The sequence below is a fragment of the Halorubrum halodurans genome (assembly GCF_002252985.1).
Lineage (GTDB): Archaea > Halobacteriota > Halobacteria > Halobacteriales > Haloferacaceae > Halorubrum > Halorubrum halodurans.
The window spans coordinates 1-13,604 of the sequence record NZ_NHPJ01000101.1; the positions used below are offsets into that span (position 1 = coordinate 1).

Genomic DNA, 13,604 nt, shown 5'->3' on the forward strand with positions numbered 1-13,604 from the left:
TCGCCTCGGCGGTCGCCGCCCTCGAGGCCGCGCCGCTCGACCGGACGGGAAGCGTCGCGGTCCGCGCCCGCAACGTCCGGAACACGGCCGACGTCTCCACGGCCGACGCCGAACGGGCGCTCGGAAGCGTCCTCGTCGACCGGGGCTTTTCGGTCGACCTCGACGACCCCGACCACGTCCTGCGCGCGCTGTTCGCGGCGGGCGAACGCGCGGCCCACGACGCGGTCGCCGGGGCGGACGGCGAGAGCGCCTCCGTCTGCGCGCTCGGCTGGGTCGCGCGGGAGGCCGCCCGCGACTTCGCGCCGGACCCGACCGACCGACCCTTCTTCCAGCCGGGGAGCATGGCGCCCGCGGACGCCCGCGCCTACGTCAACCTCGCCGGCGCGGCCCCCGGACGGACCCTGCTCGACCCGATGTGCGGGACCGGCGGGCTCCCGCTGGAGGCGGGGCTCGTCGGGGCCGACGCGGTCGCCTGCGACGCCCAGACGAAGATGGTCCGGGGGACGCGGGAGAACCTCCGGGCGTACGTGGGAGACGGCAGGGGCGGCGAGGGCGGCGGGGACGGTGGCGACGATCGGGAGGTGAACGATGCGGGCGACGGGCCCCGGTGGCACGTCGCCCGCGGCGACGCCACGGCCCTCCCGCTCGTCGACGACGCGGTCGACGGCGTCGCCTTCGACGCGCCCTACGGCAGGCAGTCGAAGATCGCCCGGCACGAGCTCGCGGACCTCGTCGCCGGCGCGCTCGGGGAGGCCGCCCGCGTCGCGCCGCGCGCCGTGATGGTCGCCGACCGCGACTGGCGGCGGCCCGCCCGCGAGGCGGGATGGGAGGTCGTCGCCGCCTTCGAGCGCCGGGTTCACCGGTCGCTGACGAGACACGTGCTGGTCCTGGAGCGCGAACGGGGCTCGTCGCGGGCGACGTGACCGCGGGCGAGCCTCGAGGTCGAATCGACGTGAGAGTGAAACCGAACGTCCGGGTACCGTAGGATTCGACCGCCTGCGGACGGGTTTTCAGTTTCGCCGCGGCCGGGCAACGATTAAGTAACCGGCGGGGAGTGGTTCCTCCATGCCAGGGGACGCCGGCGACGACATGCTCTCGTGGGACGAGTCGGTGTTCCGCGACGAGTCCGTGTTCGAGATCGACCACGTCCCCGAGACGTTCCGTCACCGCGAGAGCCAACTCGAGAGCCTGAAGTACGCGCTCCGCCCGGCCGTCCGCGGCTCCCGCCCGCTCAACACGATCGTCCGGGGGCCGCCGGGGACGGGCAAGACCACCGCGGTACAGAAGCTCTTCTCGGAGCTGCGCGCGCGCACCGAGGTGCGGACCGTCCGCGTGAACTGCCAGGTCGACTCGACGCGCTACGCCGTCTTCTCCCGGCTCTTCGAGGGGATCTTCGAGTACGAGCCGCCCTCCTCGGGGATATCCTTCAAGAAGCTGTTCGGCCAGATCACGGACCGGCTCGTCGAGGAGGACGAGGTGCTCGTGGTCGCGTTGGACGACGTGAACTACCTCTTCTACGAGAACGAGGCCTCCGACACGCTCTACTCGCTTCTGCGCGCCCACGAGGCGCACTCCGGCGCGAAGATCGGCGTGATCGTCGTCTCCTCGGACCTCTCGCTCGACGTCATCGACGACCTCGACGGCCGGGTCCAGTCGGTGTTCCGCCCCGAGGAGGTGTACTTCCCGGTGTACGACGCGACGGAGATCTACGACATCCTCGGCGAGCGGGCGAAACGCGGCTTCCACGAGGGCGTCGTCGGCGACGCCGAGCTCGACCGGATCGCGGAGCTGACCGCCGAGAGCGGCGACCTCCGCGTCGGGATCGACCTCCTGCGCCGCGCGGGGCTCAACGCCGAGATGCGCGCCTCGAAGACGATCGCCATCGAGGACGTCGAGTCCGCCTACGACAAGTCGAAGCACGTCCACCTCTCGCGGTCGCTCCGGGGACTCTCAGACTCCGAGCGCGCGCTCGTCCGCGTGCTCGCGGCCAACGACGGCGAGCAGGCCGGCGCGGTGTACGAGGCGTTCCACGAGGAGACGGGGCTCGGCTACACGCGCTACTCGGAGATCATCAACAAACTCGACCAGCTGGGGGTGATCGACGCCGAGTACGCCGACGTCGACGGGCGGGGTCGGTCGCGCGAGCTCACGCTCGCGTACGACGCCGAGGCGGTGTTGGACCGGCTGGAGTGAGCGACCCGACGGCGGTCGATGGGGCGGGCCGACGCCTTTTCACCCTCCCCGCACGCACGGCCGGGCATGAAGACGAGCGGCGGCAGCGACGCGATGAAGCGGCGGGCCGGCGAGTCGGCCGCGGAGACCGTCGACGACGGCGACGTGGTCGGGCTCGGAACCGGGTCGACGGCCGCCCACGCGATCCGCGCGATCGGCGCACGCGTCGACGGCGGGCTCGACGTTCGGGGCGTGGCGACCTCCTTCGCGAGCCGCGAACTCGCCGTGGAGGCGGGGATCCCGCTCCGCGACCTCGACGAGGTCACGGGCCCGGACGCGGGGGGGATCGACGTCGCCATCGACGGCGCGGATCGGGTCGCGCTCGGCGACGGCGTCGCCGACCGAGTCAGGGGGACCGACCGGGTCGTCGGCGACCTGATCAAGGGCGGCGGCGGCGCACACGCCCGCGAGAAGCTCGTCGATTCGGCCGCGGACCGGTTCGTGGTCGTCGCCGATCCCTCGAAGGAGACCGAGATACTCGACCGGCCGGTCCCGGTGGAGGTCCTCCCGAGCGCCCGCGGCGTCGTCGCCGACGCGGTGCGGGCGGCCGGCGGCGAGGCGACCCTTCGGCGAGCCGAGCGGAAGGACGGCCCCGTCGTCACCGACAACGGGAACCTGCTTCTCGACTGCGAGTTCGGCGAGATCCCGGATCCGGAGGCGCTCGCGACGACGCTCGCGACGACGCCGGGCGTGCTCGAACACGGACTGTTCGTCGGGCTCGCCGACGAGATCCACGTCGGAACCGCGGAGGGCGTTCGGATACTGGAGACGTGACCGTCGGAAGGGGTGGCCGTCGGAAGGCGTGACTACACGCGATCCCCGATCCGGCGGCACGGCCGCTGTCCGGGACGCGAGTCGAAAGAAAACGGCAGGAATGGACGCCTTACAGGTCGCGAGGCTGGACCGTCTTCCGGTCGTTGGCCTCGGCGCGGCGTGCGGCGTCTTCGAGCAGCTCGTCCACTTCTTCGTCCAGCGCGTCGTAGAAGTCCGAAGCGACGTTCTTGTCGTCCAGGGCTTCCTTGACTGCCGCTTTGACAATGAGGTCTGCCATGCGGCCGAGAGTATCCGTCGATAGTTAATAAGAGTTCCTGAATTCGCCCGCGAGGGGCGTCGTGCGGGCGGTTCACGGCGGGGACGCCGTGGAGTGGGTATATATGTCTTGTGGACGCGGCGCCGGGAGCCGGGCGGCCGCGGATCGACGGCTACGAACCCCTGCGTCTCGAGGGGACGACCATGCGCGAGGAGAGCGAGGAGGAAGCGGACGGATCGCGGACGCGCGAGACGCTGGAGGCGCTCGCGGCCGGAGAGATCGGCGTCGCCGAGGCCGAATCACGGATCGCCGGCTACGCGACGACGGACGCGGGCCGGTTCGACGCCGCCCGCGAGGACCGCCGCGGGATCCCGGAGGCGGTGCTGGCGGAGGGGAAACGGCCCGCCGAGACCGGGGCGCTCGCGACGACGGCGCTGGAGACGACGGGCCGGGCGCTCGTGACCCGCGCGACCCCCGACCACGCGGCGGCGGTCAGGGAGGCCGTCGGGGACGCCGCGCCGGAGGCCGACGTCGACCACGACGAGGTGACCCGCACCGTCGTCGTCCACGCCGCGGGGTTCGAGCCGCCGGAGCTGGCCGCGACCGCCGCGGTCGTGACCGCTGGGACCGCCGACGCGCCCGTGGCGGGCGAGGCGGCGGTCGTCGCCCGCGAGATCGGCGCGGACGTGGACCGGATCGAGGACGTCGGCGTCGCGAACCTCGACCGGCTGCTCGATCAGGTGGCGCGGATCCGGGAGGCCGACGTCGTCGTCGTCGCGGCCGGCCGCGAGGGGGCGCTGCCCACGGTGGTCGCCGGGCTGGTCGACGCGCCCGTGATCGCGATCCCGGTGTCGACGGGGTACGGCGAGGGCGGCGAGGGCGCGGCCGCGCTCGCCGGGGCGCTCCAGTCGTGTACCGCCCTCACGACGGTGAACGTCGACGCCGGGTTCGTCGCCGGCGCGCAGGCGGGGCTCATCGCCCGCGCGATAGACGGCGGGACCTGAACCCGTGTCCGATCACCACGTGTACGTGATCGAGTGTGCCGACGGCACCCTCTACACGGGGTACACCACCGACGTGGAGCGGCGGGTCGCCGAACACGACGCGGGCGAGGGGGCGAAGTACACCCGCGGTCGCACCCCGGTTACGCTGCGACACGTCGAGTCGTTCGACTCGCGGTCGGCGGCGCTCTCGCGCGAACACGCGATCAAGTCGCTGTCGCGTGCCGGGAAGGAGGAACTGATCGCCGGGGAAAACTGATCGGCGGGGGCGGCGAGGAACGCTGACGCGAACGTCGGCGCGGGACGCGGCGGTCGCTACTCCACCAGCCGCTCGATCTCGGTGACGAGGATGCCGCTCGCGCCGACCGCCTTCAGCTCCGAGATGGTCGCGAACACGTCGCGCTCCTCGACGACGGCGTGGACCGCGACCATGCCGTTTCCCTCCGCGTCGGCCTCGACGTCCATCACGGTCGGGCCGCCGAGTCCGGGGATCACGTCCTTCACCTCCTCGAGGCGGTCCGTCGGTGCGTTCATCATCAGGTAGCGCCGGCCGTCGGCGGCCAGCACGGACTCGAAGGCGGTGACGACCTGCTCGACCTTCGGGTCGGAGACGACGTCGGGGCGGGCGAACAGCCGGACCGAGGAGTCGAGCACGTCGTCGATCACGGCGAGGCGGTTCACCTTCAGGGTCGTCCCCGTGGAGGTGATGTCGACGATGGCGTCGGCCATTTCGACGTGGGGGGTGAGCTCGGTCGCGCCGGTGACGGTGACCACGTCGGCGTCGACGCCCACGCGCTCGAGGTAGCTCCGGGTGACGGTCGGGAACTCGGTGGCGATCGTCCTCCCGGTCAGGTCCGCGACCGTCTCGACGTCGCCGTCCTCGGGCGCGGCGAGGACGAGCCGGCAGGAGCCGTATCCCAGATCGAGCACGTCGACGAGGTCGTCGTCGGACGCGTCCGCGGGATCGTCGACGACGCCGCCGGACTCGGCGGCCTGGTCCAACCCCGTGACGCCGAGGTCGGCCGCGCCGTCGCGCACGTACTCGGGGATGTCGGCCGCGCGGACGTAGAGGACGGTCACGTCGGGATCGACCGTCTCGGCGTACAGCTGTCGGTCCGCGGTCTCCTCGACGTGGAGCCCGGCGCGCTCCAACAGCGAGAGCGTCGGCTCGTGTAGGCGGCCCTTGTTGGGGACGGCGATGCGCATACGGGAGGGTCGCGGGGCGTGCGGGAAACGTTTTCGTCCGGTCGTGGTCGCCCTCCGCAAAACAGCTATACGTATACGTGCGTAAAGCGTTCGTATATGTCTAACGCCGACACGGGGGCTGATGACGGCGGCCCGGAGACGGTACAGATCAATCTCCGCCTCGGGAAGCCGTTCCTCGACGACATCGACGCGACGTGGAAGGAACAGGGATTCAACTCGCGAAGCGAGTTTCTGCGATACGCCGTCCGCGACGCCGTAAAACATCCGGACTTCTCGCGGAAGGGATGGCGACAGATCGCGACCAGCGAACACGAACTCCGGACCGACGAATCCGACCTCGTCTCGCGGGAGGAGGTCGTGGAGATGATGGACCGGAACGAGAGCCGTGAGTGAGGAGTGGACGTGGGCGTTCGCGCCCGTCCGTGATCCGTCTTGTTCCCGACGGATCGGTTCGGGCGGGAACCGCGTCGTCGACCGCCTGGCCGCGCCGCTCAAGTGGTTCCGCCGCCAACGACGCGTATCGTGAGCGACGCCGACTCCCCCCTCTCCGAGGACCGCCCGACCGCCGACAGACCGCTCCGGGTGGACGCCCCGTTCGAGCCCGCGGGCGACCAGCCCGAGGCGATCGAGAAGCTGGTGGAGGGGTTCGAGGCGGGCGCGGAGAAACAGACGCTGCTCGGCGTGACCGGCTCCGGCAAGACCAACACGGTCTCGTGGGTCGCCGAGGAACTCGATCAGCCCACCCTCGTTCTCGCCCACAACAAGACGCTCGCGGCCCAGCTGTACGAGGAGTTCCGCGAGCTGTTCCCCGACAACGCCGTCGAGTACTTCGTCTCCTACTACGACTACTACCAGCCGGAGGCGTACGTCGAGCAGACGGACACGTTCATCGACAAGGAGATGTCGATAAACGAGGAGATCGACCGGCTACGCCACTCCGCGACGCGCTCGCTTCTCACCCGCGACGACGTGGTCGTCGTCGCCTCGGTCTCCGCGATCTACGGGCTCGGCGACCCCGAGAACTACCGCGAGATGGCCCTCCGGCTGGAGGTCGGCGAGGAGGTGGGTCGCGAGGGGCTGCTCGCGGATCTGGTCGACCTGAACTACGAGCGCAACGACGTGGACTTCACGCAGGGCACCTTCCGGGTGCGCGGCGACACCGTCGAGATCTACCCGATGTACGGCCGGTACGCGGTCCGCGTGGAGCTGTGGGGCGAGGAGATAGACCGGATGGTGAAGGTCGACCCGATGAAGGGCGAGGTCGTGAGCGAGGAGCCCGCGGTCATGCTCCATCCCGCCGAGCACTACTCGATCCCCGACGACAAGCTGGAGCGGGCGATCGCCGAGATCGAGGAGCTGATGGAGAAACGCGTGGCCCACTTCGAGCGGGAGGGTGACCTCGTCGCGGCCCAGCGCATCGAGGAGCGCACCACCTTCGACGTCGAGATGCTCCGGGAGGCGGGCTACTGTTCGGGCATCGAGAACTACTCCGTCCACATGGACGACCGCGACCCCGGCGACGCCCCCTACACCCTGCTCGACTACTTCCCCGACGACTTCCTCACCGTGATCGACGAGTCACACCAGACGATCCCCCAGATCAAAGGGCAGTACGAGGGCGACAAGTCCCGCAAGGACTCGCTCGTCGAGAACGGCTTCCGGCTCCCGACCGCCTACGACAACCGTCCGCTGACGTTCGAGGAGTTCGAGGAGAAGGTCGACCGGACGCTGTACGTCTCCGCGACGCCGGGCGAGTACGAGCGCGAGGAGTCGGCGAACGTCGTCGAACAGATCGTCCGACCCACACACCTCGTCGACCCGAAGGTGGAGGTGGCCGACGCGACCGGCCAGGTCGAGGACCTCCTCGACCGGGTCGACGGGCGGATCGAGCGCGACGAGCGCGTGCTCGTCACCACGCTCACGAAGCGGATGGCGGAGGACCTCACGGAGTACTTCGAGGAGGCGGGGATCGACGTGGCGTACATGCACGACGAGACGGACACCCTGGAGCGTCACGAGATCATCCGCGACCTGCGGCTCGGGAACATCGACGTGCTCGTCGGCATCAACCTGCTTCGGGAGGGGCTCGACATCCCCGAGGTGAGCCTCGTCGCCATCCTCGACGCCGACCAGGAGGGGTTCTTACGCTCCACCACCACGCTCGTCCAGACGATGGGACGGACCGCCCGCAACGTCAACGGCGAGGTCGTCCTCTACGCCGACCGGACGACCGACTCGATGGAGGCGGCGATCGAGGAGACCCAGCGCCGCCGCGAGATCCAACTGGCGTACAACGAGGAACACGGCCACGAGGCGACCACCATCGACAAGCCGGTCGGCGAGACCAACCTGCCGGGCTCGAAGACGGACACGAGCGGCGTGAGCGTCGGCGACGTGGAGAGCGAGGACGAAGCCGCGGCGCGGATCGAGGCGCTCGAGGAGCGGATGAACGAGGCCGCGAGCAATCTGGAGTTCGAGCTGGCCGCGGACATCCGCGACCGGATCGCGGAGCTCCGGCGGGCGTTCGAACTCGACGGCGACGAGGAGGGCGTTCCCGCGCCGATGCTCGACGAGTGAGCGGCGGTCGCTTTCGCGGCGTCACGAGCGCTGACGGCCGGGAAGAAACGATCGGACCGGGACGCACGACCCGGCTGGAACGCACGACCGCACGAACGGACCCGGAACCGGCCCTCGCGGAGCGTCCCGTCGTCGGGTCCGCCGATTATCACGCGAGCGAGCCGCGGCGACGGGGTTTTTACCCGCCACCGACCGACCGGGGAGCATGTACCGTCGCGCGGTCGTGGCCGGCACACTCGCCGTCGCGACCGCAGGGTGTACGGACCGGATCCACGACCTCGCGGCGTCGGCTCCGGGCGACATCGGGGTCAGGAGCCGGTACGTGGACCACGACCCGCTGGTTCCCGAACGGAGCGTGCGGGCGCTGCCGCCGGAGCTGCTGACGCACGCCCTCTCGTTCCGGTCGGCCGCGGCCGCGAGGCGGACGGTCCGTTCGGACGCGGAGGCGACGCTGTCGTTCGTCGACGCGACCCGGTTCGTCGAGGACGGGGGCGGCGCCGTGCTCGTGATCGCCCAGCGGCTGGCTCCGGCGGGGCTCGACGTCCGACTCGGTTCGGTGAGCCGGATCGGCGAGCGCGCGCTGCGGGTCGCGGCCGACGAGATCGGCCATCGGCCGGGCGACGAGGACGACCTCGCGGTTCACACGCTCCTCGTCCGGCTGGCCGACGAGCGCGGGCCGCCGGAGCGCGTCGTCGTGTCGATCGAGGGCGACCGCGCCGGGGTCACGGTCTGAGCCGGCGGTTCCTCGGGTCGCCGGAGCCGAGGGATCGGTCGGTTCGGCGAATATATACAGGTCGCCGGCGTCGCACGAACGTGACCTCCAGCCTCGCCGTCTCCCGCCGCGTGCGCGGAGCGGTCCAACTCGCGATCGCGGGCCTGCTTCTCGTCCAGCCGCTGGCGCTTCGATCCGCCACCGTCGGCACCGCGATCCCGACGCTCGCGGAGCCGGGATCGCTGATCGGGATGGTGCCGCCCGCGCTCGTGGCCGCCGGGGCCGTGACGTTCCTCTCCGGGGTCGCGGCCGTCCGCGGTCGGACGCTGTCGGCGCGCGCGAGCCTCGCGTCCCCGCTCCTCTGTGTCGTCGTCGGCGTCGCCCTCGGCGTCGAGGTCGGGCCGGCCGTCGTGTCGGTGCCGGCGCTGCGCGTCTCGGGCGTGACGCCGTTCGTCGTCGCCGGGGCGGCCATCGGGGGCTCGCTCGCGCCCGTCGTCCTCGGCGCGACCCGCGAGGACACGATCGCGCTGCTCGCCGGGGCCGTCCTCCTGTTCGTCGGGATCGGCCTCGCGCCCGCGCCGGCCCTCGCGCTGGCCGCGGGACTCCTCGGCGGCGGCGGCGCGATCGGACTCCTGTGGGTCCTCGACGCCGAGGGCTGGCGGCCGTGAGGCGGGGCGACGGGCGACGCCTCCCCGGTCTCCCGGCCGGGCGCCGACCGCCGGGGGCGGGACGCGACCGACCGGCGACAGCACGGGCTCAGTTGTGCGGAAAGCAACTACGTTTGTGTTATTGAAACTCTGTTGGTAATGTTTATGCCGGTGCAGCCGGAGACGTTCGACACGGTTCACACGGAGCGGTTCGCCCGGAGCGATTCGCCCGGTTTCAACGGGTAGCCACGCGTTCGCGCCGGATGGAGAGCTCGCCGAGAGTGGCAACGCTCTCCGGCACGTCGGTCCGTGGAACCCCGAGCACACATGAGCACGACGACACACGACACCGCGGTTCGCGACCTGCTCGACCGAGCCAGGAGGGGCACCGAGGACGCACTGGACGCCGACGAACGCGACCGGCTGGTCGCCGAGATCGAGCGCGCGCTCTACGACGGGGCCGACGCCGACGAGGTCGCCGAGGCGACCGTCGACGCGCTCACGGCGCGGATCGAGCGCGATCCCGCCTACGACGCGATGGCGGCCCGCGTCGCCCGCGAGGACTACTTCCGTCGGGTGACCGGGGAACGCCCGCCCGACGACGAGGACGCCCTCGCGGCGGCGTACCGCGACGCCTTCCGCGAGGCGATCGACCGCGGCCTCGAGGCGGACCTCCTCGACGAGCGGATGGGCGAGTACGACCTCGACCGGCTGGCGGGGGCGCTGGAGCCGGCACGGGACGAGCTGTTCGAGTACACCGCGATCGACACCCTCGAGCAGCGGTACTACCTTCGGGAGCCTGACGCGGAGCCGTTCGAGCTTCCGCAGGTCTTCTGGATGCGGGTGGCGATGGGGGTCGCGCTCCGGGAGGAAGAATCGGAGCGGGCCGCGCGCGCCGAGGAGTTCTACGAGGTCCTCTCGACGCTGCGGTTCGTCCACTCCACGCCGACGCTGTTCCACGCCGGGACGACCCACCCGCAGCTCTCCTCGTGTTACCTCACCACCGTCCCCGACGACCTCGAGGGGATCTTCGAGGCGTACAAGGAGCACGCGAAGCTCTCGAAGTGGTCGGGCGGGCTCGGCAACGACTGGACCCCGCTCCGCGCGGACGGCGCGCTGGTCTCCTCGACCGGCGTCGAGTCGACCGGGACGGTCCCCTTCCTGAAGATCTCCAACGACGTGACCGGCGCGATAAACCGATCGGGGAAGCGCCGCGGGGCCGCGGCCGCCTACCTCGAGGCGTGGCACCTCGACTTCCCCGCCTTCATCGACCTCCGGCGGAACACCGGCGACGAGCGCCGGCGCACCCACGACATGAACACCGCGGCGTGGGTGCCCGACCTCTTCATGAAGCGGGTCGAGAACGACGCCGAGTGGACGCTGTTCTCGCCCGACGAGGTGCCCGACCTCCACGGGACCTACGGCGAGGCGTTCGAGGAGCGGTACGAGGCGTACGAGGAGGCCGCCGAAGCGGGCGAGCTCCGCCAGTACGAGACCGTCGACGCGAGCGAGCTCTGGCGGGAGACCCTGACGCGGCTCTTCGAGACCGGCCACCCGTGGATCACGTTCAAGGACCCGTGTAACGTCCGGTCGCCCCAGGACCACGCCGGCGTCGTCAACTCCTCGAACCTCTGTACGGAGATCACGCTCAACACGAGCGAGGAGGAGACCGCCGTCTGCAACCTCGGCTCGATCAACCTCGCGCGACACATGACCTTCCGCGGCGACGCCGAGGCCCACCCCGCCCCCGACGACGTCGCGGCCGCGGCCCGCGGAAGCGGGGCGGACGGCGACGACGCGGATGCGGGCGGCCCGGTCGCCGTCGGCGTCGACGGCGACGCGGCCGAACTCGACGCCGAGCTGTTCGCCGACACCGCCGAGACCGCGATGCGGATGCTCGACAACGTCGTCGACCTCAACTTCTACCCGACGGAGAAGGCCGAGCGCTCCAACACCCGCCACCGGCCCATCGGGCTCGGGATGATGGGCTTCCACGAGGCGCTCCAGCTCGCGCGCGTCCCGATGAACTCCGAGCGCGCCCTCGCGTTCGCGGGGCGGGCCGGGGAGCTGCTGGGCTACCACGCGATCGACAACTCCGCGCGACTGGCCGGCGAGCGCGGCGTGTACGACTCCTTCGAGGGCTCGAAGTGGGACCGCGACCTGCTGCCGCAGGACACCCTCGACCTGCTCGCCGAGGAGCGCGGCCGGGAGATCCCCGTCGCCCGCGAGGAGACGCTCGACTGGGACGCGGTCCGCGAGCGGATCGCGGAACACGGCATGCGAAACTCCAACACCACCGCGGTCGCGCCGACCGCGACCATCTCCACCATCGCGGGCACCTCCCCGTCGATCGAGCCGCTGTACTCGAACCTCTACGTCAAGTCCAACATGTCCGGCGACTTCACCGTCGTCAACGAGCGGCTCGTCGCCGATCTCAAAGCCGAGGGGCAGTGGGGGTCGGAGGCGCTCGACCGCCTGAAGTACCACGACGGCGCGGTCGGCGACCTCGACCTCCCCGGCGAGCTCTCGGACCTCTACCGCGGGGCCTTCGAGATCGATCCCCGCCACCAGCTTCGGCTCACCGCGCGCCGCGGCGCGTGGATCGACCAGAGCCAGTCGCACAACGTCTTCTTCCCGTCGACGGACGGCTCGCTGCTCGACGACGTGTACCGGACCGCCTGGGAGCTGGGGCTGAAGACGACCTACTACCTGCGCACGCTCGGCGCGTCGAGCATCGAGCAGTCGACGCTGGACATGGCCGAGTACGACGACACGCAGTCGCGCGGCGGGGGATTCGACGGCGGGGACGAACCGGACGGCGAGCCCGGTGGCGACACGGGGACCGACTCCGACGGCGACGCGGACCGCGTCGACGGGCTGCCGACCGTCGAGGACCCGACCTGCGACGCCTGTCAGTGAGCCGGAGGAGACGAACGACGGCTGACACCACGTCACACCACACCACACCACACCACACCACGCGAACCACACGACCCACACCATGCCGCTCATCAACACCGACAGCCAGCACGACCCGAACAAGATCCTGCCGATCGACTACGACTGGGCCCGCGAGTACTACCGCGACGGGGTCAACAACAACTGGGTGCCCGAGGAGATCCCGATGGCGGACGACGTCCACCAGTGGGAGGGCGACGAGCTGACCGACGCGGAGCGCCGGCTCGTGGAGTGGAACCTCGGGTTCTTCTCGACGGCCGAGTCGCTGACCGCGAACAACCTCGTCCTCGCCGTCTACGACTACGTCACCGCGCCGGAGTGCCGTCAATACCTGCTCCGACAGGCGTACGAGGAGGCGGTCCACACGGACACGTTCATCTACTGCTGTGACTCGCTCGGCTTCGATCCCGAGTACCTCTACGGGATGTACGACCGCATCCCCGCCATCGAGGCGAAGGACGACTTCGTCGTCGACCTGACCCGCGCCATCGACCGCCCCGACTTCACGATCGAGACCGACGACGACGTCCGGGAGTTCCTCCGGGATCTCGTCGGCTTCTACGTGATCATGGAGGGGATCTTCTTCTACGCCGGCTTCGCGATGATGCTCGCGTTGAAGCGGCGCGGGAAGATGGTCGGGGTCGGCGAGCAGTTCGAGTACATCATGCGCGACGAGTCGCTCCACCTCAACTTCGGGGTCGAGCTGATCAACACGATCCGCGAGGAGAACCCCGGCGTCTGGACCGACGAGTTCGAGGCGGAGATCGACGGGCTGATCCGCGAGGCGGTCGAGCTCGAGTCGACCTACGCCGCGGAGGCGTGCCCGCCGGACCTGCTGGGGATGTCCGCGGAGGGGTTCATCGAGTACGTCGAGTACATCGCGGACCGGCGGCTCACCCAGCTGGGGATGGCGGAGGCGTACGGGACCGAGAACCCGTTCCCGTGGATGTCGGAGGCGGTCGATCTCAACCGCGAGGCAAACTTCTTCGAGCGACAGGTGACCGAGTACCAGTCCGGCGGCTCGCTCGACTGGTAGGCCCCCGCGAGCGACGCCGGGGGCTCACCGATCGAGGCTCTCGCCGATCCGGGGCCTCACCGACCGGGGCTCTCCGACTCCGACTCCAGTTCGATGTCGCGGTCGGCCTCGCGGTCGGGTCCCTCCGCGTCGTCGAGGTCCGCCCCGGCTCCGACGTCCACGTCGCCGCCGACGTCGACGTCCCCGCCCACGTCGACGTGGGCGG

Annotated in this window: 13 protein-coding genes; 11 read left to right on the plus strand and 2 right to left on the minus strand. The window is 70.8% G+C overall.

Features of this window, described 5'->3' with window-relative positions; genetic code table 11:
- From DJ70_RS11535 to rpiA, 3 genes are all read left to right on the plus strand, one after another.
- On the plus strand, positions 1-923 hold a 923-nt coding region (locus DJ70_RS11535; RefSeq protein ID WP_143421008.1), incomplete at its 5' end, for a THUMP domain-containing protein.
- Between the two features lie 142 nt (positions 924-1,065).
- Entirely contained in the window at positions 1,066-2,193 is a 1,128-nt protein-coding gene (locus DJ70_RS11540; RefSeq protein ID WP_094533161.1) for an ORC1-type DNA replication protein, read from the plus strand.
- Between the two features lie 66 nt (positions 2,194-2,259).
- The gene (gene rpiA, locus DJ70_RS11545; protein ID WP_094533163.1) at positions 2,260-3,006 is read left to right on the plus strand and encodes a ribose-5-phosphate isomerase RpiA; all 747 of its coding nucleotides are present in this window, start codon (positions 2,260-2,262) and stop codon (positions 3,004-3,006) included.
- Between the two features lie 109 nt (positions 3,007-3,115).
- Here rpiA and DJ70_RS11550 read toward each other — a convergent pair whose 3' ends face one another.
- Complete coding sequence (locus DJ70_RS11550; RefSeq protein ID WP_004267503.1) at positions 3,116-3,283, minus strand: DUF1931 family protein; 168 nt, start codon at positions 3,281-3,283, stop codon at positions 3,116-3,118.
- 182 nt (positions 3,284-3,465) lie between these two features.
- Here DJ70_RS11550 and larB point away from each other — a divergent pair, with 182 nt between their 5' ends.
- Positions 3,466-4,266, plus strand: coding sequence for a nickel pincer cofactor biosynthesis protein LarB (larB, locus tag DJ70_RS11555; protein WP_094533182.1), 801 nt, complete (start codon positions 3,466-3,468; stop codon positions 4,264-4,266).
- Between the two features lie 4 nt (positions 4,267-4,270).
- Complete coding sequence (locus tag DJ70_RS11560; RefSeq protein WP_094533165.1) at positions 4,271-4,522, plus strand: GIY-YIG nuclease family protein; 252 nt, start codon at positions 4,271-4,273, stop codon at positions 4,520-4,522.
- A 56-nt stretch (positions 4,523-4,578) separates the two neighbouring features.
- Here the strand turns inward: DJ70_RS11560 and hisG are convergent, their stop codons facing one another.
- Positions 4,579-5,469, minus strand: a complete 891-nt coding sequence (gene hisG, locus DJ70_RS11565; protein WP_094533167.1) for an ATP phosphoribosyltransferase — start codon at positions 5,467-5,469, stop codon at positions 4,579-4,581.
- A gap of 96 nt (positions 5,470-5,565) precedes the next feature.
- Here hisG and DJ70_RS11570 point away from each other — a divergent pair, with 96 nt between their 5' ends.
- The 6 genes from DJ70_RS11570 to DJ70_RS11595 all read left to right on the plus strand — a co-directional run bounded on the left by DJ70_RS11570 (position 5,566) and on the right by DJ70_RS11595 (position 13,399).
- A complete protein-coding gene (locus DJ70_RS11570; protein ID WP_094533169.1) occupies positions 5,566-5,862 on the plus strand; it encodes a ribbon-helix-helix domain-containing protein in 297 nt (98 codons plus the stop codon).
- A 129-nt stretch (positions 5,863-5,991) separates the two neighbouring features.
- A complete protein-coding gene (gene uvrB / locus DJ70_RS11575) occupies positions 5,992-8,046 on the plus strand; it encodes an excinuclease ABC subunit UvrB (protein WP_094533171.1) in 2,055 nt (684 codons plus the stop codon).
- 205 nt (positions 8,047-8,251) lie between these two features.
- Complete coding sequence (locus DJ70_RS11580) at positions 8,252-8,779, plus strand: hypothetical protein (RefSeq protein WP_094533174.1); 528 nt, start codon at positions 8,252-8,254, stop codon at positions 8,777-8,779.
- Between the two features lie 80 nt (positions 8,780-8,859).
- The gene (locus DJ70_RS11585) at positions 8,860-9,426 is read left to right on the plus strand and encodes a hypothetical protein (protein ID WP_094533176.1); all 567 of its coding nucleotides are present in this window, start codon (positions 8,860-8,862) and stop codon (positions 9,424-9,426) included.
- Between the two features lie 306 nt (positions 9,427-9,732).
- A complete protein-coding gene (locus DJ70_RS11590; RefSeq protein WP_094533178.1) occupies positions 9,733-12,324 on the plus strand; it encodes a ribonucleoside-diphosphate reductase subunit alpha in 2,592 nt (863 codons plus the stop codon).
- 82 nt (positions 12,325-12,406) lie between these two features.
- The gene (locus DJ70_RS11595; RefSeq protein WP_094533180.1) at positions 12,407-13,399 is read left to right on the plus strand and encodes a ribonucleotide-diphosphate reductase subunit beta; all 993 of its coding nucleotides are present in this window, start codon (positions 12,407-12,409) and stop codon (positions 13,397-13,399) included.
- The last annotated feature ends 205 nt before the right edge of the window (positions 13,400-13,604 follow it).

Excerpts from the sequence above, each read along its gene's own strand:
- DJ70_RS11540 (WP_094533161.1), top strand. The coding sequence starts at position 1,066 with ATGCCAGGGGACGCCGGCGACGACATGCTCTCGTGGGACGAGTCGGTG.
- rpiA (WP_094533163.1), top strand. The coding sequence starts at position 2,260 with ATGAAGACGAGCGGCGGCAGCGACGCGATGAAGCGGCGGGCCGGCGAG.
- DJ70_RS11550 (WP_004267503.1), bottom strand. The coding sequence starts at position 3,283 with ATGGCAGACCTCATTGTCAAAGCGGCAGTCAAGGAAGCCCTGGACGAC.
- larB (WP_094533182.1), top strand. The coding sequence starts at position 3,466 with ATGCGCGAGGAGAGCGAGGAGGAAGCGGACGGATCGCGGACGCGCGAG.
- hisG (WP_094533167.1), bottom strand. The coding sequence starts at position 5,469 with ATGCGCATCGCCGTCCCCAACAAGGGCCGCCTACACGAGCCGACGCTC.
- DJ70_RS11570 (WP_094533169.1), top strand. The coding sequence starts at position 5,566 with ATGTCTAACGCCGACACGGGGGCTGATGACGGCGGCCCGGAGACGGTA.
- DJ70_RS11580 (WP_094533174.1), top strand. The coding sequence starts at position 8,252 with ATGTACCGTCGCGCGGTCGTGGCCGGCACACTCGCCGTCGCGACCGCA.
- DJ70_RS11590 (WP_094533178.1), top strand. The coding sequence starts at position 9,733 with ATGAGCACGACGACACACGACACCGCGGTTCGCGACCTGCTCGACCGA.
- DJ70_RS11595 (WP_094533180.1), top strand. The coding sequence starts at position 12,407 with ATGCCGCTCATCAACACCGACAGCCAGCACGACCCGAACAAGATCCTG.